Annotated in this window: 16 protein-coding genes and 5 pseudogenes; 5 read left to right on the top strand and 16 right to left on the bottom strand. The window is 59.2% G+C overall.

Features of this window, described 5'->3' with window-relative positions; all coding sequences use genetic code 11:
• Window positions 1-3: 3 nt before the first annotated feature.
• A complete protein-coding gene (locus tag IVA91_RS00365) occupies window positions 4-1236 on the bottom strand; it encodes a pyridoxal phosphate-dependent aminotransferase (protein ID WP_247458231.1) in 1233 nt (410 codons plus the stop codon).
• A 13-nt stretch (window positions 1237-1249) separates the two neighbouring features.
• Window positions 1250-2806, bottom strand: coding sequence for an aldehyde dehydrogenase family protein (locus IVA91_RS00360; protein WP_247458230.1), 1557 nt, complete (start codon window positions 2804-2806; stop codon window positions 1250-1252).
• Between the two features lie 564 nt (window positions 2807-3370).
• Here IVA91_RS00360 and IVA91_RS00355 point away from each other — a divergent pair.
• Window positions 3371-4291 carry a LysR substrate-binding domain-containing protein gene (locus tag IVA91_RS00355; RefSeq protein ID WP_247458228.1) on the top strand — a complete coding sequence of 307 codons (921 nt, stop codon included), beginning with the start codon at window positions 3371-3373 and terminating at the stop codon, window positions 4289-4291.
• A gap of 213 nt (window positions 4292-4504) precedes the next feature.
• Here the strand turns inward: IVA91_RS00355 and IVA91_RS00350 are convergent.
• A pseudogene (locus IVA91_RS00350) lies at window positions 4505-4690 on the bottom strand (transposase); the annotation flags it as partial.
• Window positions 4691-4809: 119 nt separating this feature from the next.
• On the opposite strand from IVA91_RS00350, the gene IVA91_RS00345 reads away from it, so the two are divergent.
• Window positions 4810-5046 carry a transposase gene (locus tag IVA91_RS00345; protein ID WP_247458227.1) on the top strand — a complete coding sequence of 79 codons (237 nt, stop codon included), beginning with the start codon at window positions 4810-4812 and terminating at the stop codon, window positions 5044-5046.
• Window positions 5047-5704: 658 nt separating this feature from the next.
• On the opposite strand, the gene IVA91_RS00340 is transcribed toward IVA91_RS00345, so the two are convergent.
• From IVA91_RS00340 to IVA91_RS00295, 11 genes and pseudogenes are all read right to left on the bottom strand, one after another.
• Entirely contained in the window at window positions 5705-7006 is a 1302-nt protein-coding gene (locus IVA91_RS00340) for an FAD-binding oxidoreductase (RefSeq protein WP_247458225.1), read from the bottom strand.
• Window positions 7007-7377: 371 nt separating this feature from the next.
• Window positions 7378-8043: an MFS transporter gene (locus IVA91_RS36615; protein WP_256466395.1), complete on the bottom strand. Its 666-nt coding sequence runs from the start codon at window positions 8041-8043 to the stop codon at window positions 7378-7380.
• Between the two features lie 85 nt (window positions 8044-8128).
• Window positions 8129-8847, bottom strand: a pseudogene (locus tag IVA91_RS36610) (MFS transporter); the annotation flags it as partial.
• Between the two features lie 449 nt (window positions 8848-9296).
• Window positions 9297-10286, bottom strand: a complete 990-nt coding sequence (locus IVA91_RS00330; protein ID WP_247458223.1) for an NAD(P)-binding domain-containing protein — start codon at window positions 10284-10286, stop codon at window positions 9297-9299.
• A complete protein-coding gene (locus tag IVA91_RS00325) occupies window positions 10262-11017 on the bottom strand; it encodes an enoyl-CoA hydratase/isomerase family protein (RefSeq protein WP_247458221.1) in 756 nt (251 codons plus the stop codon). Before IVA91_RS00325 ends, IVA91_RS00330 begins: the two co-directional genes overlap by 25 nt.
• Window positions 11018-11092: 75 nt before the next feature.
• Window positions 11093-11905, bottom strand: coding sequence for an enoyl-CoA hydratase/isomerase family protein (locus tag IVA91_RS00320; protein ID WP_247458220.1), 813 nt, complete (start codon window positions 11903-11905; stop codon window positions 11093-11095).
• A gap of 10 nt (window positions 11906-11915) precedes the next feature.
• The gene (locus IVA91_RS00315; protein WP_247458218.1) at window positions 11916-13472 is read right to left on the bottom strand and encodes an AMP-binding protein; all 1557 of its coding nucleotides are present in this window, start codon (window positions 13470-13472) and stop codon (window positions 11916-11918) included.
• Window positions 13473-13487: 15 nt separating this feature from the next.
• Entirely contained in the window at window positions 13488-14246 is a 759-nt protein-coding gene (locus IVA91_RS00310; protein WP_247458251.1) for an amino acid ABC transporter ATP-binding protein, read from the bottom strand.
• Window positions 14247-14337: 91 nt separating this feature from the next.
• Window positions 14338-14985, bottom strand: a complete 648-nt coding sequence (locus IVA91_RS00305; RefSeq protein ID WP_247458216.1) for an ABC transporter permease subunit — start codon at window positions 14983-14985, stop codon at window positions 14338-14340.
• Entirely contained in the window at window positions 14982-15701 is a 720-nt protein-coding gene (locus IVA91_RS00300) for an amino acid ABC transporter permease (RefSeq protein ID WP_247458215.1), read from the bottom strand. The genes IVA91_RS00305 and IVA91_RS00300 overlap by 4 nt, the downstream gene beginning before the upstream one ends.
• Window positions 15702-15704: 3 nt before the next feature.
• Entirely contained in the window at window positions 15705-16544 is an 840-nt protein-coding gene (locus IVA91_RS00295; RefSeq protein ID WP_247458213.1) for a transporter substrate-binding domain-containing protein, read from the bottom strand.
• Between the two features lie 510 nt (window positions 16545-17054).
• Between IVA91_RS00295 and IVA91_RS00290 the strand changes: the two are divergent.
• The 3 genes and pseudogenes from IVA91_RS00290 to IVA91_RS00280 all read left to right on the top strand — a co-directional run.
• Window positions 17055-18040, top strand: a pseudogene (locus IVA91_RS00290) (IS3 family transposase); the annotation flags it as partial.
• Between the two features lie 1022 nt (window positions 18041-19062).
• Entirely contained in the window at window positions 19063-19329 is a 267-nt protein-coding gene (locus IVA91_RS00285; protein WP_247458211.1) for a hypothetical protein, read from the top strand.
• 349 nt (window positions 19330-19678) lie between these two features.
• Window positions 19679-19975: a hypothetical protein gene (locus IVA91_RS00280; RefSeq protein WP_247458255.1), complete on the top strand. Its 297-nt coding sequence runs from the start codon at window positions 19679-19681 to the stop codon at window positions 19973-19975.
• Window positions 19976-20089: 114 nt separating this feature from the next.
• Here the strand turns inward: IVA91_RS00280 and IVA91_RS00275 are convergent.
• Both IVA91_RS00275 and IVA91_RS00270 read right to left on the bottom strand, forming a co-directional pair.
• Window positions 20090-21357, bottom strand: a pseudogene (locus IVA91_RS00275) (transposase); the annotation flags it as partial.
• Between the two features lie 62 nt (window positions 21358-21419).
• Window positions 21420-22200 (bottom strand): annotated as a pseudogene (locus IVA91_RS00270) (transposase); the annotation flags it as partial.
• Window positions 22201-22656: the final 456 nt, after the last annotated feature.

Genomic DNA, 22656 nt, shown 5'->3' with positions numbered 1-22656 from the left:
ACATTAAGTCAACCGGCTCGCCGCAAGCGCAATCCGGCGGCATGCCTCCTCCAGCTCGATAGCCGAGGTGCCGTACGAGATCCTAAAGTACGGGGCGAGCCCGAAGGCCGATCCTGGAACAACGGCGACGCCGACGCTGCGCAGCAGATATTCGGCGAAATCGGTATCACTCTTGATACGTGCGCCATCCGGCGAGTTCCTGCCGATGAGTCCCGCGCAACTGGCAAAGGTATAGAACGCGCCTTCAGGCACCCGACAGGTAATGCCTTCGATCCTGTTCAAGGATGCAACCACGAGGTCGCGCCGCGCCTCGAAGGAGCGGCATCGCTCGACGAGAATGGCCGAGGGGCTATTGAGCGCCGCGATGGCGGCAGCCTGGCTTACCGATGATGGGCAGGAGGTCGATTGACTTTGGACGACAGCCATGGCGCGAATGAGCGCCCTCGGACCGCCGGCGTAACCGATCCGCCAGCCCGTCATGGCATAGGCTTTGGAAACGCCGTTGACGGTCAAGATGCGGTCCCGAAGCGACGGCTCGATTGCAGCAGGGGTAGCAAAGCGAAATTCGTCGTAGACGATGTGCTCATAAATGTCGTCCGCCATGAGCCAGACATGCGGATGCTCCACCAGCACATCAAGGATGGGCCGGTAATCTGCATCAGAATAGGCCGCCCCCGAGGGGTTGGATGGCGAGTTCAATATCAACCACCGCGTGCGTGGTGTGATAGCGCGATCGAGATCCTCCGCGGTAAGACGAAAACCCCTGGCTTCCTGACACGGCACAAACACCGGTTTTCCGCCCATGATCAGGACAATATCTGCATAAGTCACCCAGTACGGCGTCGGGATGATGACTTCGTCGCCGGGTTCAAGCGTCGCCATCATAGCATTGAACAGGATCTGCTTTGCTCCGGCTGACACCGTAATTTCGTCCTGCGCGAACTCGATGCTATTGTCGCGCTCAAATTTCGCGCGGATCACGGCTTTCAGCTCAGGGGTACCATCGAGCGCGGTGTATCTTGTCGCGCCAGCCTCCATCGCGCGTTTGGCGGCTTCCTTGACGTGATCTGGCGTATCGAAATCAGGCTCGCCCGTCCCAAGGACGATGACGTCCTTGCCGTCTCGCTTGAGGTCGCTGGCGAGGCTTGTAATCTTCAGGATCTCGGAGACGCCGATCGGCGCAAGACGGCTCGCCGGTCGAAACTCCGACGATCGTACTTGAAGGGGAGCATTCACGACTAGTTCTCCATCAGATCACGTCGAACTTGACGCCTTGCGCGAGCGACAGCGTCCGGCCGTAGTTAATTGTGTTCGTCGCGCGGCGCATATAAGACTTCCATGCGTCGGATCCGGCTTCCCGCCCGCCGCCTGTCTCTTTCTCGCCGCCAAATGCACCGCCGATCTCCGCACCTGACGGACCAATATTCACATTGGCAATGCCGCAATCTGAGCCACGCGCCGACAGGAAGGTTTCGGCTTCACGCAAGTCATTGGTGAAAATCGAGGAAGAAAGGCCCTGCGCAACAGCGTTGTGTAACTCGAGCGCAGTCTCAAAGTCACTGTACTTCATCACGTAAAGTATAGGCGCGAAAGCTTCGTGCTCGACCGGTCCGGATTGCGCCGGCATCTCGACAAGGGCGGGGCGGACATAGTAGGCGGCAACCGCTCCGTCGACGGCAACACGTTCACCGCCATGCGCGGTCCCGCCTGCGGCTTTCGCTGCTTTAAGTGCAGTTTGCATAGCGCGATACGCGGCTTCATCAATCAAGGGACCGACTAGGGTGCCCGCATGAAGCGGGGTTCCGATCGTGACGGACGCATAGGCGCGCTTCAGCCGCGGCAAGAAGGCGTCGTAAACGTTCTCGTGCACGAACAGCCGGCGCAGGGTCGTGCAGCGCTGGCCAGCCGTTCCCATAGCAGCAAAGGCAACACCGCGGAGCGCCAAGTCGAGGTCGGCGGTAGGCGCAACAATCGCCGCATTGTTACCGCCGAGCTCCAAAATCACTCGCGCGAAGCGTCTTGCAAGCCGTGGACCGACCGCGCGGCCCATATCTGTCGAACCGGTGGCCGATACCAGCGTGACCTTTGGGTGGTCAACGAGGAGTTCGCCAATTTCGCGCGCCCCGAACAATACTGCTGACAGGCCTTGCGTGACCCCACCATCGGGATCGAATCTCTTTAGCGCACGTTCAAGCAGCGCCTCCGTTGCAAGCGCCGTCAATGACGTCTTCTCCGAGGGTTTCCAGACAATGGTGTTGCCGCACACCAGCGCAAGTGCTGCGTTCCACGCCCACACTGCGACTGGGAAATTGAATGCCGAGATGATTCCGGTCACGCCGAGCGGATGCCAGCTCTCCATCAGCCTGTGCTCAGCCCGTTCGGTAGCAATCGTAAGTCCATACAGCTGGCGAGACAGCCCCACGGCGAAATCACAGATATCGATCATCTCCTGGACTTCGCCAAGTCCTTCCGAGACGATCTTGCCTACCTCGATCGAAACCAGCCGGCCGAGCGCCTCCTTGTTGGCCCGTAATTCTTCGCCAAGCAGCCGTACGAGTTCGCCCCGCTTTGGCGCGGGCACTAATCTCCAAGCGCGGAAAGCCCTATGCGCTGCTTCGATTGCAGCGAGCCCCTCGCTCGGGCTTGTTTCCGCGACCTGTCCGATAATTTCCCCGGTGATAGGGGTATGCACATTGAGCGGACCATCTTTATAGCGGATCCGGCTGACGCCGAGTTCGGCGAGCAGGCTATCGACTTCGCCAGACAGATTGGGATTGTGGGCTTGCACTTCCGTTGAAGCTGACATGGTGGTTTTCCCGTGAAGCGTTAATTTTAAACTTTTTGCAGACCTCTGTGATTGGCTGCATATCAAAGTCAATTGGCCGGCTGAAAGCAGCGCGCGCGTAAATTGAGTTTCTGCTTAGGCCAAGGCCATCTCGAGAGACCTAAGCTGCTTCAGCACTCGCTCCGGCAAAGCTCTCTCCGCTTGTTCGTTTAGCTCCAACCCTTCGAGGCCACGACACCTAGCGCGGCTTGAAACTGAGCCTGATTGGATTGCGCAGCGCAGTTTTTCTGCTCGTCGGCCCCGAGATTTAGCTGGAATTCTCCAGGCTCCTCGGCATCAGCGAAAAGCTCGAGAAGCGTCCCACGCGGGACCTCCGCGCGATACATGCCGGGCATCGCGACCGAGAACAGATCGCGGATGTCATCCGGATGAGATTGCCGCAGCCATCACTCGCTCCATCACCGATTCTCTCGCTGCCAAAATGCCCCACCGGCACATACAAATTTGGTATGTGGCCACAGAGATTATTGTTGTGTTTTCAATGCAATCAAACGATCTTTCCTCAAGAGATCATTCTTACATGGAATGAACATGCACACGCCCCGCCGCTTCCTGCCGTCGACCGCGCTGCTAGCCTCATTTGAAGCAGCCGCCAGAACAGGCAGCGTCACCCTGGCCTCCAGGGAGCTGAGCCTTACCCAGAGCGCGGTCAGCCGGCAGATCAAGCTTCTTGAGGAGCAGCTCGAGGTCGAACTCTTTACCCGTGAACGCCAGTCCATCCGCTTGACTACTGCTGGTGAAGCTTATGCGCGAGAAATTCGCGAAGCGTTGCGCAAGATCAGCACCGCCTCATTCAACCTTCGGGCCAATCCTAGAGGCGGCACGCTCAATCTCGCGATTTTGCCAACCTTCGGCACGCGCTGGCTGGCGCCGCGCCTTCCCAAGTTTTTAACGCAGAATCCGGGGATCACCATAAATCTTGCAACGCGCCTGACCTACTTCGATTTCCGAACCGAGGCTCTGGACGCAGCTATCCATTTCGGACCGCAGGATTGGCCCGGCGTTGAGATGGTATTGTTGCGGTCCGAGCAGGTTATCCCGGCCTGCAGCCCCGAGCTGAAGAAGCAGTACGGATTTCGCGCGGCGGGTGATCTGAAGAAGGCACCGCGGCTGAGTATCTCGACGCGGCCCAACGCCTGGGAGCAGTGGTTCGCGGCTCAGAACATAGCGGGTGGATCTGGACAGACAATGTACTTCGATCAATTTGCCACCGTTTCCCAGGCCGCTCTCGTCGGCGTGGGCGTCGCACTGCTGCCAACCTTCCTTATTCAGGACGAGTTGGCGAGCGGCAAACTCGTTCGCGCTCTCAACCTGCCAATGGAAAGCGCGGAGCGTTACTATTTGGTATGGCCCCCCGAGCGAACAACGCACCCGCCCCTAATCGTCTTCCGGGATTGGCTGCTCGCGGAAACCGCTGCAGACCGGGGAGATAATTTACAACTATGAGGTGCCCGAGGCCGCTCGCCGCCTGCCGGCGAGCAGCGAAGAATGAGGTTGATCGCGGGGCCGTTCTGTGCGTCAAATTCAGCAATATTGAACATGGGTCCGGCCGACCCATCCCCTCGGAGCCGTCGTCGCTCGCTTGCCCAAAGCGTTGCGCTGGCGAGCGACGGCGGTGGAGAGGGGCGGCGTGCATCCCCTTGGTGGGCCTGAGCATCGTCAGGCCGCCTGGCGTAGTGCCTCCTTCTTGTGTTCCTTCAGCAGGTCCATGTTCAGATAGCGATGATCCTCGAGCCAAGTCTCGTGACGCTCGACGGTCAAGGCGCGCACCAGCCGCAAGCAGCTCTCGGCATTGGGGAAGATCCGCACCACATAAGTGCGCCGCCGGATCTCCTCATTGAGCCTCACCGCGCGCGGCCATCGATCGGCATGTCCGTGAGCTTGATCGGCTGGCGGAAGACCTGGCTCTGCTCGACCGTGAGATCGCGCAGGACGCCATCGACGATCTCGCGGGCAACAGATTGATGACGATCACCGGCGTCAATCTGGCGGTCGCCGCCGGCATAGTGGCGGCAATCGGTGACATCAGCCGGTTCTACAGCCCTCGGAAGCTGGTGAGCTATTTCGGGCTGAACCCGGCGCGCCCGGCGTGGCCATCAGGTCGCCGCGGTGGCCGTGGCTCGCAAGCTCACGGTGCTCTGCTGGCATTTGGTGACGAAGGGCGAGGATTACCTGTGGGCGCGCCCGGCGCTGGTCGCTAACAAGACCCGCGCGATGCAACTTCAAGCTGGACATCCGCCGCATGCAGTGGACGGGTCGAGGCGGCCTGGGCCGAGGCCAAGGCCGCAGCATGGCGCGCCCGTGACTGCGGCCGATCTTGCTGATGCGACTGTGATGGGCGGCTCCCAGTCCCGACCGCCGCACCCGCGAACCAGCCTATCCCTACAACATCAAGGCGCTGCGCGCCCGTGAGATGTTGATTGCCGCCCAGGCGGAGCGAAGCTACGAACGATTGGTGTCGCAATGGAAACCGCGGCGGCCAAAACCCGGCGCGCGGGCGCCTCAGTTCGGCAGGACAAAATAGGCAGTCCGGTGATTGCTTGCAGCCGACGCGTCACGCGTCGCCAGGCGTAAAGCAACCGTCTGCTTCTACCATGCCGAGCGGCAGCCTGCGTTAGCGCAAAAGCCACCCTCCGCCCGTTTCACTGCCATAACACCGCTAGCGTTGTATGCCGCGCTCGCGCTCGGAAGGACTGATCTTTAACTGCGTTGATGGCCGGTTGAGGCGAGCGCAGCCGTGTTGTCGCGATAGCCCGTAAAAACCACCCCGCGCCTTCCGAACGTGAGATTTCAGCAGCTACTCTCGGGGGCAATGCTGGTTCATCCAGCGCTTGCCGACTGCCATCACAATGACTTTGTTCAAAATCTATGGACGCTCATCGCAGATAAATCGCATTGAGGCTCCTGCCCCGCGACGAGTGCTGCAAGCAGCTTAGCCGTCGCCGGTGCTTGCGTCAGACCTGTGTGGCCATGGCCAAATCCGTAAAACAAGCCGCGGCAGGAGCGGGTGGCGCCGATGCATGGCAGGCCGTCAGGTGTAGAGGGGCGATGCCCCATCCATCGATCAATTGCCTCATCGGATTCGAACGGCGCCTGAAAAACACGCGGTACGAACTGACGCAGAAGCTCTGCGCGCCGCCAATCGGGACTAGCTTTGACACCTGCAAGCTCTACCTGACCCGCGATGCGTAACCCTTGCCGTGTTGGCGTGATACCCATTTTGCCATCAGACGGCATTATCGGGTGGGTGATTGTATTCCCCCCCTCTGCAATTACGACATGGTATCCACGCTCCGATTCGAGCGGAACACGAACACCGACGGCGGCCGCCAATTCTCTCGAACCAATGCCTGCTGTCACCACGGCCTGCGTGCATTCCACGGCACGTCCGGCAATGTTTACGCCCTTCAAACAACCGTCCGAAATTTCAAAGCCCGTTGCTTTTCCCCGAATAAACTCTCCGCCGCGCTCTTGAATCAGTTCGGCAATCGCTCGGCAGTAGGCTTCGAGGTCCGTACAGTGACAGCCCTCATCGATCCGTACGCCATACTGGTAGCGTTCAGAGATATTCGGCTCGAGTCTTCGGAGATCGGCCGCATCGAATTCGGTGATTTTCACCCCAAGCCGCCGGCACATGTTCCATGCGAAGCTGTTAGCGAGAAACTCTGATTTGTTCCGGCAGACGGATAGCAGCCCCTTCTGTTCAATGAGATGGCCGACGCCCGCCTCGGCCGCAATATTTTGGTGGTCTCTTGGACTGTGTCGCGACAGCTCGAAGCGCAGCTTTGCACACTCTTCAACCTTCTTCCAATTCCGACCGGCCCAGAGAAACCTGAGGAGCCAAGGCAGTAGACGGGGCAAATATGCCCAGCGGATTACGAAGGGCCCAGACTTATCCATCAAGTATACTATCACCTGACGCCAAAGTCCGGGCACCGAGACCGGCATGATCGCTGAGGGGCTGATCCATCCGGCGTTGCCGTAGGATGCAGCTTGCCTGCCGCCTGGCTCGCCCGGATCGATGACGACCACGCGCCGCCCTGTCCGCTGAATTTCTAGCGCCGTCATCAGCCCCACGATGCCGGCGCCAATGACTGCGACCTTAGTCTCATGCTGGGAGGCGATTTTCGCGTCCACGTCCGTCTGGCTGCTATTGTTCATCGCGTTGCCACAGACTGAGCACCCGCCCTCTCCGACTCTAGCCGTGCGACTCATTCCATCGCGCACCACAGGTGATGTTGAGCTGCGAATCTAGCGGGCACATATCGGCCCCGCAATTGAGTTTTAGGTCCCATGTCATTCCGCTTGAGAATAAGGATGCCGGCTCTGGCTCTCTTAAGATTTTGTGGCCGGCGCCGTCCTAGGCGCGGTCGAGGTACCCGCACGCTAACAGGCTCACCAGGCAGCGGCGGAGCCCAAATTAGCTGCCAACTCGCCGCCCCAGACGCGTTGTTCAGATTGGCTTACGGAAGGCTAAGTACTGCCTCCCGCCGGGCTTGTAACCACCGGCAGCACTTCGCCCGGCCGCGCGATCAGGCCGTGTCATCCTTCCATCTTACCGAGCCGAACGGCCGCTCTAGCATGCGGCGGACACGTACCGGGTTGGAGCCGATGTGAAAAGCAATTGCCTGATGTTCCATTGCGCGCTCTGACTGGGTCGAGCGGTTGCGCTGGCGCAAGTAGTCGAACCAGGTCGGGCAGTGGTAACGCTCGGTCGACGATTCGGGATCGGCGATGTCGCGCGCAATCGACCAGCCGTAGGTACCGTACGTTGGGGGGAAAGCTGGACATCCTGCATGAGGTTGCGCATTTTCCTGTGCAACCCGATATTCTATCTCAACCACCACGGGTCCGCTGCGTCCCGTCAAGGCCAGCGGCACCTCGGGATGCTCAACCACCTCAGCCTCTTCGTAAGGCGCGCTGATGCGTGGCATGCGGAGCCGGATTCCAAAGAGGGGCGAAATTGTCATCAAGGCTGTCACAATCAGGAGCGCGGCGGAATCGGTCAAATAGCCCCAGCCCCAGCTGTCGACGGCAATGCCACCTGAGCTGGCCGCCTGGTAGGCAGCAAGCGAACGCCCCATGTCCCAACGTGGCGCCGACAATTGCACGCCAATGTTGAACAGTACCCAGGACATCATCCATATCGCCCCCGCCAGAACCAGCGCGGCTTCGGTCAATACCGGCTCGCCGCTCATCGCAACGGCGGCAATTGCCCCCCATTGAGAGCGCGGAGGCCCGTATCGCGGCCTCGCCGCTCATGCGCTTCCGGACCTCTGTGATATTGAGCGCGTCGATCACTCCGCCCAAGCCAAAGGCGCCGAGTATAATGCCGTAGGTCTGGGCGCCGCGATGCAGGAGATCCCGCACCACCAGCGGCATCAACGCAATGATCGCGCCGCCGACCACACCCGTGACCATGGCACGAGTCAGCACGATCTTGATCGATCGGGAATTGGCAATGTAGCGTACGCCGGAAACAATAGCGCGATTAAGCTTTTCAGGCGGCTGACGTGAGTGTTCGGCGACCCGTTTCCATGACAAGAGCGCGAGGATTAGCGGTAAGTAAAGCAAGGCGTTAAGCGCAAAGGCCGCCACTCCGCCGGACGCCGCAACAACAATACGGCCATTGGGGGACTCACGCTGCGCGCAATGTTGTAGCTGATCCCGTTCAATGCGACGGCGGCAGGCAGCGTCTCTGGGGGCACCTGCTCACTGACCGAGGATTGCCAGGCCGGTCCCATCAGCGCCATGCCGCTGCCGATAGCAAAGCAGAGAGCCAGCAAAACGCTTGGCGTGACCAAGCCGAGCCAAGCGAGCGCCGTGAGTGCAGCCGCGCCTCCGAACGCGACAGCCAGCGAGATCAGCGCGACAATGCGGCGGTCATGGTGTCGGATAAGAGACGTTCCGGCGGAATTTGACGGTCTAGATGCTGTTTGGTCGCGAGGTGGTATACCCAGCTCCGGGGCTGTAGGCTGTAGCGCTACGGCCCTTCGCTTCACGAGAACACGGACATCCTTTAGCGACTACGAGGCCGGCGACCGGGGCATCGGCCATATTGCCACCGCCAATCACCGCAATGGCGGTCATCCATCTGTCGTTGCCGGACCATGATCCCCAAACGGACATGTCTTCCATCTCGAGCGCAAGCGCTCGTATTGAGCTACATATAAAAGCTCGTTGGCTGTTCTCATTCCTGGTCGACATTCACGTGCCGGTAGCAAACGCTCTCCATGCCACCGAGAGCACCCGAAACCGACGTCGAAGCATCCTAGGCCAACGCGACTCGAGCCAGGAGCTCGCGCCCAGCTTGCATCGCCAAAACGGCGCCGGGCCGGCGAGCGCGCTGGTCCGGTATCAAAGACTTTGAGACCACGGTGCTGGAGAGCCAGACTTGGTGTTGGGCCGGCCATACCGGCAGCCCTGACCAGCGCGTCCAAGTTGGCCACCGCTATAGTCCGCTTGGTTCGAGTGGAATTCCGAGGCCCTTAAGCCTCGAATTCGAGAGCGCGCGGGCTCCTAATGCCACATCGAGAACGCCAAGTCCTCCTAGGGCGAGGTAGATTTTGGTTTGCTTCTCGGGAAGGCGAAGCTGGCCTGACATCAGGCTGCCGACGTCACCTGCAATTCGTCCCCACGCTACGCCGCCCTCGCGAAAATTGCTGCTCCGCATCTGCACGTTTTCAGGTTCATCAGCGACGATCCAGGCTTGAGTGAGAAGGTCGAGGTCGACTTCTCGCCGTGAGCCAAGCGAGCATACGATCGCGTCGCCTTTGAGCCACTTTGTACGGACAAGATCGCTATCTTCGGACGCGGCTGTGGCAGTGAAAACGGCGTCAGCGTCACGAACAGCCTCACGGACGTCCGAGGTCGCCCAGAGCCCAACATCTCGTGAAAGAGATGAGGCTACATGTTCACACACTTCCCGTGCGCTCGATTCTGTCCGTGCCCCCACGGCGATGTGATCGAGAGCTTGCGTCGCCGCCAAGAACTTCACGAGGGCACGGCCTATGTGGCCAGCCCCAATGACCGCGGCACTCTTCAGTGGGCGCTGTCCACATGCAAACGCTGCGGCAACAGCCATCGCAGCCGTCCGATCACAGGTCAGCTGCGTGGCATCGAGCACGCCGTCGAGCAGTCCAGTCTTTGCGTCACAGATCAGAATCGTTGCCGGCACGCGCGGCAAATTCCGTGGCCGGTTCTTGCCCGGCACGACGAACCATTTGAGCCCGGCCGCAGAGCTTGAGAGTACGCAACCGGCCAAGCTTCCCATATAGTAGGTCTCTCCGTCGATCTCGACACTAAAACCCGCCTTCGGTCCTTTCACGACTGGTCCAGTATTCAACTGGCGTAGCGTACTGCTGACGATCTCATAGACTTCCTCATCGGAAAGACAGGCGCGAACAGCGCTGGCGTTCAGGTAGAGAGGCGTTGCGGCCATTTATTGCTCCTCAGGTGGCGTACGTATCCGCTTTTCACCGCGCCGGCGCTCCACAATTGAGCGTTTCCCTTTGGGAAACGTCTCGTGCGAGTCATTAGGGGCATCTTCAATCGAATTTGAGTAGCGCTCCTGGTCAAACTGGCATTTGGCCGCTTTCGAGATTCTGAACGCGCCCTGCGATTGCTTGGTAAGACCGCCGGCGGCTTCCAATGCAGCATCGAGCGTTTTAGACTGCTCCACTCGTTTATGAAACCGAGTTGCGTTGCTTCTTCAGCGTCCATTAGGCGCCCTTGCAGTGCCAATTGGCAGGCCCGGCTGCCGATCCGCTCCCCCATCAGCCAGGTGCCAAAGATGCTCGGTATGGCTACGCTGACCTCCGTCTGGCCGACCCTCACCGATGGGTGCGCGATCACATAGTCACAGAAGTGAGTGAGCTGGAAACCCGACCCCGCCGCAACGCCGTTCAGCGCACCAATGAGTGGCTTCCCTAAGCCTTTGAGGGCCTCGTAGCCCGCCGAAATGCGCTGAGAGTACGAGTCAATATAGCCGCCGCCGGAGCTCTCTTGCCTTTCGTACAGATCTTGACCAGCGCAGAACGCATCGTTTCCTGTCCATGTGATAATCACCGCGTCGACGACGGGGTCACTGTCAGCTGAATGCAGCTTGCGCGTGAACTGATCGCGCGGTGCCTCCGACCAGGCGTTATAACTATGTGGCCTATTGAGCAGCATGACTCGCTTATGATTTCCGAAGGACGATCTTCCGGCCTGTGGAGGAATTTTTCAACTTTTGACACCGCGCGCTGGTCAAAAGCCCTGTGCGCCAGTGTTCCGGGTACGTCGGCTCTCGAAGAACTCACTAATCTCCTTTTGGGGGGCGCCGGTCTCAAACGCTTCCCGCAACGCAGCAACGGACATTCTGAGGGCGTTGGTATAGCGCTCCTGGTCGAACTGGCGGTTCGCGGATTTCGAGATCCTGTATGCTACGCGAGGTAGCTTGGCCAAACGGCGGGCAGCGTTCAATGCAGCATCGAGCACGTTAGATTGCTCCACCATCTCATTGATGAAGCCAAGTTGTTTTGCTTCTTCAGCTTCCATGAGACGGCCCTGGAGCGAAAGCTCGTAGGCCCGGCTGCCGATTCGTTCCCACATCAGCCACGTGCCGAAGACGCTCGGAATCCCGGAGCTCACTTCGGTTTGGCCCAGTCTCACCGCCGGGTGGGCGACGGTGTAATCACAAAACTGCACCAGCTGGAAACCTGAGCCCGCTGCCACACCATTGATTGCAGCCACGAGCGGCTTGCTGAACTCCCTGACGGCATCATAGCACGCGGTGAGCCGCTGCACCCACAACTCCATGTGCGCTTCGTCTGACTCTTCTTCCGATTCACCAAGGTCCTGCCCGGCACAAAACGCCTTGTCGCCAGCTCCTGTAATCACGAGCGCGTCGACATTCGCGTCGTTGTCCGCTTCGAGTAGCCTGCGCGTGAGTTCATCGCGCAAGGCTTCGGTCCAGGCGTTGTAGCGTTCCTGCCTATTGAAGGTAAGCACGAGTATCCGCTCGTGCATAGTCGACAGTAGATCGTCGGGATGATGAGGAAATTTCTGGCCTTTTTTCATTGTTGGCTCCTTAAACAGTTCGCGTCGGTTTCACACCGGCCTTCTCGGCGTCCCATGCGTTCTCGATATCGACGATAATTTCGTTTTTCTTGATCCGTTGTGACGGGCCACGCGGTAGTTCATCTACGAATTGGTAGAACCGCGGCACTTGGTAATAGGCGAGCCGCTCGTCGCAGAACTTCACGATCGTGAGCGGATCCGGCTTCGCTCCTTTGCGCAGCTTGATGACTGCCAGGATCTCTTGCTCTCCCAGAGAGGAATCGACTCCGACGACCGCCGATTCTTCCACTTCAGGCGCGGCATTGATCACACGTTCGACTTGCCACGCTGAGACGTTCTCGCCGCGGCGGCGCATCGCATCCTTTTTCCGGCCCTTGAAGAAGTAGTTGCCGGCTTCGTCGGTCATACCCAGATCACCGGTATAGATGCATCCGTCGGCCCGCAGCACCTCAGCAGTCTTCTCCGGTTCTCCGTAGTAACAGGTCATGCCAACGCCCGCGACTTTGGGCTTGAGCACGATTTCTCCAATTACTCCTGGGCCAACGGGCTTACCTTGATCATCAGCAATCCAGCTATCGAGCTCCTCGATTGGGGTGCCCATCGAGCCAACTACGCCGCGCAAATTTATGTGGGTGAAATTTTGCCCCTCAGTAAGTCCATATCCTTCGCGTACCTTGAGTTGGAATCGATCTTCGAATTTACGCCAGCTGTCCACCGGGCACGCGCCCCCCCACGCGATCGACACCCGATTATCCCGTTCGCTTTCGACCTGCGGCTGCGCCAAGATCATGTTGACCATGCCGCCCAGATAATGGAATTTGGTTGCGCCAGCTTCCGCGATCTGGTCCCATAGCCGTGAGGCACTGAAACGCTCCACCATGTGAGTGCGCAGCCCCTGCTGTAGAGCGATCGCGACTGTCAACATCGCGCCGTGATAGAAGGGCTCCCACAGAAAAAACGTGTCGTCGCGTTGAGCATCCGAGAGAATGCCGGCATTCTTTGCGCCGATCCAGAAATACCGTTCCGACACTACAGCCCCCTTCGGTGCGCCTGTGGTGCCCGACGTGTAGCCGATCACGTACGGGTCATCCAGGGATCGCGCGACAGCGACGCGCGATGAGCGGCTGGTGCGCAGAAGCGCATCGAGGTGGAACTCACCCTGACGATCGACACCATCCTCGAACCACACTACCAACGGGCGATGGGGCATCGCAGACAAGGCTTGCCGAATGGAATCGGAATGCACGCGGTTGACAAGCAGTGCGCGTGGCCTGCAGCTGTTGAGCTGTAGCTCAAGTCCGGCTGCCTTCAAGTGGATGCTGAAGGGCACAGCGATCGCGCCGATCCATGAAACTGCGAGAAACAGCTCGATGTGCTCAACCGAAGGACCAATCATGAGGCCAACCCGATCGCCCGGCCTGATGCCAGCTTCCGTCAGAGCGCCGGCCATTTCCTGGACGCCGTTGCGCAGTTGTTCAAAGGTGGTTTGTTGCCCTCGGAAAGAACAGAACACACGCTGGCCGCTATCCTGGGCGCGGGCTCGGACGAGGTCGGAAATGATCTGCATGGGTATGGAAGACCTTCAATGGTTCAGGACGGACTGCAGGAATGCGCGTGTGCGCTCACATTCGGGATTTGTGAAGATCTTGTCTGGCGAGCCCTGCTCGATGATGCGGCCAGCGTCAAACACGGCGATGCGGTCGGACACTTCGCGTGCAAACCGCATCTCGTGCGTGACGATCAGCAGCGTGACCTTCGTCTCATTCGCGACAGCCCGCACGACGTCGAGAACTTCGCCAGCGAGTTCAGGGTCCAAGGCCGATGTGATTTCATCGAGCAGGAGTATCTCGGGTTTCAAGATTAGCGCCCGCGCGATCGCGATGCGTTGCTGCTGACCTCCGGACAGCTGAGCTGGATATGCATGCACCTTGCTCTCCAGTCCGACCATGCGCAGAAATTCCAGCGCGCTCTTCTCAGCCTGTGCCCTGGACTGACCCAGCACAGTCGTTGGCGCTAAGATCAGGTTCTCCAGCACAGTCAAATGCGGAAACAGATTGAATTGCTGGAACACCATGCCGCACCGGCGTCGGATTCGCGCTTCTTGCAAGCCCGAGAGCGGTTTGCCCGCTGCATCGAAGAGGATGCTTTCTCCGAAAACCTGGATATCGCCGCTGGTGGGCTTCTCAAGCGTCATTGCCAGACGCAACACGGTCGTCTTTCCCGAGCCGCTCGGGCCAATCAGCGTGACCTTTTCGCCTGGCTGCACTTGCAGGTCGAGATCGATCAGAACGCTGTGAGCGCCGAATGATTTCGAGACCTTTTCGAATTCGATAGCCCACATGGCCTGTTTTGATTTAGGAGTGGATTCATGTACTGCGTAAGCTGCAGCCGCCGCGTGCGCGAAAGGTGCTGCCTGGCTAAATTCCACGGTGCTAGACATGCTCGTCCTTGAATCGGGAGAGGAGATAGAGGAACGGGAAATTCATGGCGATATAGATGACGCCTGCGACGGTGAAGGGCTCAAGGTAACGGAAGCTTTCGGTTCCAACCTCTTGAGCCTCGCCCAGCAGCACAGGTACTCCGATGGCAAACAAGAACGCCGTTGTCCGGAACAGCCCGAGTACGTAGTTGAGCAGGGCCGGGATAGATCGTTTGATCATGAGCGGAACGAGCACGCAACGCCATGTAACATACGAACTCAAATGGAGCGCCACACACGCGTCGCGCAGTTCGGCGGGGATCGTAATCAGGCCGCCGCGGTACACTTCCGAGCAGAAAGCCGCATAGACGATACCCAACACGCCGATGCCAATGGGCATTGCCGGAAACGTGAGCCCCGCCTCCGGCAGGACATAGAAAGCGAAATACAGCAGCACAAGGATCGGCACTCCCCGGAAGAGCTCAAGCAGGAAGCGCACGAAAGCTCGCCCGACCTTGGTACTCACGCTCTCGAGGATCGCAAGAAGGAGACCGAGTATTAGCGCAATCGCCGAGCTCGCAAACGTTACCAGGACGGTGTACCAAACACCCACCATCAAGCGCGGCAGGATCTGCAGGACGTAGCTCCAATCCCACGTCATTGAGCGGCTCCTGTCAGCGCATCCGCGCTGGCTCGAACCTGCACCGAGACGCGCGCGGCCCGCAAGGCACGGTTCAGCGGAAGCGCATGTTCGAGCGCGCGAAAAGCAGCAGCGCAAAGCAGGCACAGCATCCAGTAAGCCGCAGCAACCAGGCAATAGACAGTGACCGTCTCGAACGTTTGGCCGCGAACATTGTTCGCAACGTAGAGCACGTCATGCACGCCAACGAAGCTCACGATCGCGGTCCATTTGACCATGTCCCTCGCCAGGCTGCCGAAACCAGGCACGATCTGTGAAAGCGCCTGCGGCAAAACCACCTTCGTGAGACTCTGCGTTTTGTTCAACCCAAGTGCATGGCACGCATCGGTTTGCCCGCGATGCACGGCCTCAACGCCAGCACGCACGATTTCGGCGCCGTATACCGCTCCATCGAGCGACAGCACGAGGATCGAGGCCAACAGAGGACTTAATTGCGGCATCCCCGGCATCAGCGGCAGCACATAGAACACCCAGAACAGGAGAACCAGCGCCGACGGACCGCGAATGAACTCGATAAAGAGGATCGACGCTATTCGCACCGCTCGGGAGCTGGAGAGCCGCAGCGGGCCGAGAATGAGCGCGCCGAGTGCTGCAGCAAGGATGATGCAGCATGCGACCCACACGGTGACCCACAGGCCCTGCAAGAGTACAGGCCAATACTCCAGGACGGCCATCATTCCTCACTCGCAGCTTGGCATGACGTCGCTGACCTTCGTGAGCCTGGCGAGCGTATCCCAGTCGATGCCCTTACCGGCGTAGAGCTCCTTCATCACGCCGTTACCACGCAACAAGTTAAGCTGCTCGTTGAAGGCGTCGCGAAAACGCACATCTTCTTTACGGAACGCGACGCCGAGCACACTGATCGGAGACTGGCTGTCCACCTCCCTGTGCAGGCCTTTCTGCTCAGGATCAGCGATACTGAATTGGCCGACTGCAAACGCATTTGCCCGGCCGCCGGTCACTGTCGCAGCACCAGCTTGAATGTCAGTGACGCGCACGAGTTGCTCCGGCTTTATTCCATGGGACAACGCGTATGCTTGCTGAGTAGACGCTGTGACCACGGCCAGCTTGACATCCGGGTTGCGCGCCACATCCGCGTAACTCGCAAGCTGCCTCGGATTGTCCGGCAGGACATACAGCGCGTCATGCATGATGAAAGTGGGCGCGGAATACACCAACACTTTGCAGCGTTCTTCGGTGACGTTCAGGCCAGGGGCCACGAAGTCGACCTGGCGGGCCTGCAGTGCAGGAATCATGGCGTCCCACGCCGTGAGCACCGGCGTAAGCGTTGGCAGGCCCATGCCCTTGAGGACCTTGTTCATCAAGTCAACTGTAATACCCTTGGGCTCTCCCGTTGGAGAAACAAACATCCAAGGGGGCGCCGATCCCATTGCGACTTTGACTTCGCCCGTCTTGCGGATCGAAGTAAGCAGGGCGTCGTCGGCTCCTGCATGTGCCGAGGGCGAAAAACCAGGCAATGCGAGCAGCAGAATCAGCCATGAGAACTTCATGCGACACATGAGTATGTCTCCTCCCTCAAGACGATCAATTCTAGTTGATTAATTAATGTTGCGTAGTAACCTGTGGCGACGCCAATACCGATTTTGAGGACATCGATACCGGATTGGAATTGATACGCCGCCTGACGATTGCTTAGTTCTTGCTACGTAAGCACGTTCTGCTTCCTCCTTTGGTTTCGTACGCGGAGATTGCCGGACGTGAGATTGACGGTTACCTCAGAGCTTTCGGTGGATGGCGTGTTGCAGCATCTCGTTGCTGAGATCGGCGACTGCCTTCCGCAGCTTCGCGTTCTATTCTTGATCTGCCTCCAACCGATGCATCTCGTGGGCAGCAGTCTGTTGTACTTCTTCCAGTCCGCCACAGGCATTCCATCCTTCTGCTTTGAGAATGATCGCGTTTTGACTTTCCGAAACCTTAAGACCTTTTCGTCCTTCGCTCGTACCAGGAATCTGTCCGAAAACTCTAACCAAAACGATCCAGTTTGCCGGCCTCAGAAGAAGGACGGACAGATGAAGCCAGCAGGGTTCACGGAAGAGCAGATTATCGCGGTGCTGAAGGAGCATGAGGCTGGGGCAAAGACGGTTGACCTGGCTCGCAAGCATGCAATCTCCGAGGCGACGATCTACAATTGGAAGGCCAAATTCGGCGGCATGGATGTTTCCGAGGCCAAACGGTTAAAGGCGCTAGAAGAGGAGAACGGGAAGCTGAAGAAGCTCCTGGCCGAGCAGATGCTCGATGCGGCCGCCCTTCGCGAGCTTCTTCCAAAATCAATGGTAGGGCCCGCCGCCAAGCGCGCTGCGGTCCCGCATCTGCAGACGGTCATGAGCTTGTCGGAACGGCGGGCCTGTTCGATTGTCGGCGCGGACCGGAAGATGATCCGCTACGGCTCCAGCCGCCCTCCAGACACAGCTCTGCGCGGCCGGTTGCGGATCTCGCCAACGAGCGGCGGCGTTTCGGCTACCGCCGGCTGTTCGTCTTGCTGCGGCGGGAGGGAGAACCATCGGGGCTCAACCGGATCCCGGGCTTTATCGCGAGGAAGGGCTCACCGTCCGCGCCGCAAGGCCGTGGGGACGAGGGCCCCGATCCTAGTGGAAGCTAAGCCCAATGCACGCTGGCAGCTGGACTTCGTCCACGAACACTTCGCCAACAGCCGGCGCTTCCGCATTCTCGACATCGTCGACGACGTGACCGAAGAGTTTCTGGGGGCCATTTCGGATACGTCGATCTCAGGACAGCGCGTCGCCGCGAACTGACGGCGATCGTCGAACGACGTGGCAAGCCAGGAATGATCGCGTCCGACCATGGTACCGAGTTCACCTGCAACGCCATGCTGGCCTGGAGCAAGACCGCAGCCATCGACTGGCACTTCATTGCGCCGGGAAAGCCGATGCAGAATGGCTTCATCGAGAGTTTCAACGGCCGGATGCGCGATGAGCTGCTCAACGATACCCTGTTCTTCGATCTGGATGACGCCCGTGCCAAGCTTGCCACCTGGGTTGCCGGCTACAATATAGGCCACGTCGAGGAAATGGGCAAACATATTGCCGCCCGCCTCGCGTGGGCGCTGTTCACGTAAGATAACCCTCCGAAACCTCCGCTTTGAATACTTCGTGCCGTCATCTTGCCACGGAGGTGCTGTGAGGAGGTGCCCCCCCGTGATGGCGAAGTGCCGAGTCGAGCGGCTCGAAGTAATGAACGCAGACCAACGGCGCACTGGTCGGAGGATGAGAAACGCAAGATCGTCCTGGACACTTGCGGTCGCCGCGCCAGGTTGGCGCGACGGCAGGCGACTTGGCGTTTCGCGCTCAATGCTGCTCGATGGCGTCGTTCGCCGTGAGCCGAAGCATGCCGCCTATCAAACGGGCTTCGTACCGGCGATAGTGGTCGCAGAATCGCGGCCGACGCTTGGTCCGGTCGAGCCGGCCCGCGGCGGCGCGTTCGAGATCGAGTTTGTGGCCGCAGTGCCTCAGCCGCTTAGTTCACCCGCTTCGAGGACGTAGGTCAAGAGACGGGTACGGCGCAACAGCCGACGAGACCAGCAAGAACACCAGCACCGGCGCTCCAAGCAGTCAGTTGGTGAGTGGACCCGATGCGCGCGCAGCATACGAACCCGCAACATACGACGATTGCAGGAAAAGGCCGGCAGCCCCTACCGGCGACACTGATCGGAAGATGCTCCTGCATCCCAAGGCTGTACATGGATGCGCGTGGGCAACGCCTTCGAATCTTGCGCTTTCAGGTGCCCTCGAAAAGTGACGGGCGCTCTTGCGCACACCCTCCAGGCCAGTGAAGCCATCGCAACGCTGTCTCAAAGCTTCAACATCATGACTCGTAGAGAAACGAAAATAAAGCGCGGTCAATCTGGCTATCCTACAGAATTGGTAGGAGATTCTCTTTCCATTCTTTGGCATCTTTCTCCATCGACATTGATGGGCTGGGCACGCGCTATGCTATTTCTTGTAGCGATAAGACAATCTCGGGCCGAAACCCGTCGAACGGCCGCGGCGTGGGAGCAGGATGAAACTAGTGGATACGTCAACCGTCTTTTTTGGCAGAAATAGGCGTGGCAACTGGGTTGTCCGCGAGCAGAACGGCGCTTTTGGCGGCCTCTTCGTAACCCGCGACCAGGCATTGAAATACGCACTCTCCAAGAACGGGCGTCATTCAGAAACCGTCATCGAAGTGCCCTACGAAATCGAAATCGACACTCCCATCAATCCAGAGATGCGCGAGGGATTGCATGGCTTGATCTGTCGGCGCAAATCAAGACGGTCGAATGGCTGACCTTTGTTGTGCGCCTAAGTGAGCGGCACATGTCAAAACTATGATTGCGACCGCAGCCTCCAGTTCGGATAGGTGATCATCACTTCGTGCAACGGCAACATAGAACTGCTTTCTCGCGAGACGATGCGGATTTGACCAAGGCACGACGCCAGCAACGCTGGCCGACTAAGACGACCAACACACCGCCAGTCTTGTCACAGGCTGGAACCGGGTGGCAATGCTTGCCTGCTTTACCTGCACGAATTCGGTTGTCACGATGCGATCTCGAGATCGGGGCGAAGGCGCGCTCGAGCCATTGCGAGCGCGAGTTCGAACTCCACGACCCGCTTGAGCCGACAAGACTGCGGAAGTGGCTAGCGCAGACGCCGCGCTCTCGCCAGCAATACTGTACAAACCGATGCGGAACGATTATGCGCAGCTTCGAGCTATCTCCGATTTACCCTTTCGCGCCATTCTGTACGAGCTCGTCATGGCAGCCTCAATGGATCGTCGTTACCACCAGACGAATGAGGTTGCGATGGGACATTCGAAAGCAACGATCACGGCGATCTTGACGGCGCGGCTATCATTCGCGGACGGCCGCCGATTGCCGGGCGATCTGAACTTCAACGATTTTGGTCGAGGACTGCACACGAAAACCAGCTAGGAATACTATGCTGAAAGATGGTAGGTCGCGGGCTGCAGAAAATTCCGAAACGCGGTATGCTTCCTGCGCAACCCGCTCGACTATGTGCCCCCGCAAAGTCGATGGCGACTGCAGAGCGGCTGCCAGCCGCTTTAGATTGATGGCGGCGGCGCTCAGGTGGGCCTGGATCTTCATATTCGGTAGACCGCGCCGTATGGCGAGCCAGTCCGTGCCAGGTTTTGGCTTCGCCGTGCCGCCCTCCGAGCGCCAGCGATGGCGTTGATAGAGCCGTCGATCCTCCTTACTCCATCGCTCGCGACGGCAGCGGGCGCGGAGCAGTGCCGGATAATCGTCACCGATAACGACCGCTCTGTTAACCCGCCCTTTGGGATAGGCAATCGCCCTTGAGTGGACACCGGGCGCAATCCTTCGCCTTCTGAGTAAAAGAAACGGCCGTGCTTGATGGACCGCGCGAGGCGCAAGATGCGTCTTCGCGGTCACTTCAAGATGTCGTTCTTGGCGTCGTACGGCAAGCGTCCGAGCGGTACGGGACTCTTGATTGATTCGGCTTTACCTGGGATCAGGGCATCGATGCCGCGCCGCTCGAGCACACTGTAGACTTTAGCGTAGGCAGCCCGCGTCGGCGGTGACCACCTGGTGTCGATCCCCTTAATCGCTTCAACCTCATTGACTTGCGGCTCGATCATCTTCCCTTCGTTCGTGTGTCAAGTCGTGACCGCGGCGTCCAGAATAACGCCGACCTTGTCGTCGATGGCAGTGTGCTGCTTGCAAGCGGGCCCCAGCCGTCGGTTTCGGGCATTGGTGGCCATTGTCGCATCCAGATCGGTGGTGCAGATCTTCTTGTACCTGCCGCCGTGCCGGCCCTTTCTCTCAGTCTCGCTTTCATCTTCGCTATGATTCTCGTTCAGCACATCCACCACATGCTGCCCAACTCACGTTGGCGCGGATCAGCGAAGCATCGATGTGAACCACTTCGGCTGTTGCGATCTTGGCCTTCAGGCAGGCCTCGACCTTATGTTTAAAGATCCTCCTGAATCGCTCTTCGCCCCAGCGCTGGCGGATACGCGTCAGGCTCGAATCGTGCGGTAGCTGCTCGTGCAGGCCATAACCAGCAAACCGGCGAATGGCGATGTCGATCTGAGCCTCACGCATCAGCTTGCGATCGTGTACGATGCCATTGCGCAAACCCGGAGGCGTACCGCGGCTCGATCGATGCCTGGCCGACCGTCGTTCGCGCAATAGCAGTCGGAGATCTCTTGCCTCAGCCAAGACAGATGGAGCACGCGATCGACCCGCGCCAGCACGTGCTCATCTGGGACGAGCTGTTTGAGCGAGCCAGTGATGAAGACCTCCAACTGATCCCGCTCCTTGCGCCCCAGCATCTCGTTTACTTCGCCGATCGCGAATCACCGACGAGAACGGAATCAGCCAATGGCAGTCACGTACAGCGTTGCCAGATGAAGCCGATGAGAACTTCGGGGATGCCTCCTTCAAGCCCGGGATTATCATCGGAGACGACGAACTCCAAGCCATGCAGGCTGCGGGTCTTCAGGCCTTCCAAAAAGGCCTTCCAAATCGATCGGCTCTCTCGGTTCGCGAGCTCGACCGCGGGCACTTGCGCCGGCCTCCCCAGTCGATGCAGATCGCGATCAGCACCGCCTGGCTTGCGATGATGCCGTCCTCGCGCACCCGCTCATAGCGCGCATCCAGGATCAGATAGGGGAACGGTTCCTTGAGCTTGCGCTCGCAGAACGCCCTCAGCGACGCATCCAGCCGCTTGTTGATCGCGCTGATCGCCGAGGCCGAGTAACCAACCAGCCCCTCGGTGACCTGCTTCACCTTCCGCATCGAGACGCCTTGCACGTCCATTTCCGCCAGGGCCCCAACACCAGCGCCTTGTCCGAGCGCTGGTACTCTCGAACAGCTCGGTCGAGAACCGTCCCTGCCGGTCCTGCGGTACCTTCAGCTCGATCTTGCGGACCCATGTGATCAACGAGCGGGAATAGCAGCCGGAGGGATAGTCAAGTCGTCCCTCGCTGCGTATTTCTCCGCACCCAGCGTCTCCGTCATCTCGGCTTCGAGAATTTCCTGGACCGCACCGCGAATCAGCGGCTTCCGGAACTCTTGTCCAATCTAAACAACTCTTTGACTGCAGAGACATCCGTCCTAATCTTCGTCACGGTCGTGGTGGGTCCAAGCTCCTCTACGAGCGGTGATCTTCGCAATCACCAGACTTACCATGACCGCTTCTCCCTCCGAGCTTTGCAGAACCCTCCGGGCATTATCGCGCAGTTGCGGCCTCGAGTGTCATGCGTCGAAAGCCCAATGGCACCAGGAGTGATTGGCCCGTCGAACCCAACCCACCACGTTTGCGCTCAGCACAAACTTGCGCCCTTTTGTGGAGCAGATTGCCCGTAGTCGTCATGCGCTGGATCGGCGCTCCGTTTTCTGGCGCCGCCGTTTCGTGGAAGGGCTGCTGGCACGCCTCGCGAAAGGATCGATGATCGCTGGGGCTAGTAGCCTCTGAGCAGATGCTCCACGCTTGTCGATTGACTTCCTGGACGATAAGGCGGTGCGCATCAGGGATTGAACGAAGCCGCTGGCGCGGCATGTAGGGAGGCATAGCAAGGATTGCCTCCTGTCTGAGAGGATTGCGGGTTTTCGAAGCCCAACCCTTTAGA

Origin of the sequence: Bradyrhizobium sp. 153, assembly GCF_023073835.1 — a bacterium.
Lineage (GTDB): Bacteria > Pseudomonadota > Alphaproteobacteria > Rhizobiales > Xanthobacteraceae > Bradyrhizobium.
The sequence above is the reverse complement of the archived record's forward strand: the minus strand, read 5'-3'. Positions and strand labels throughout refer to the sequence as shown.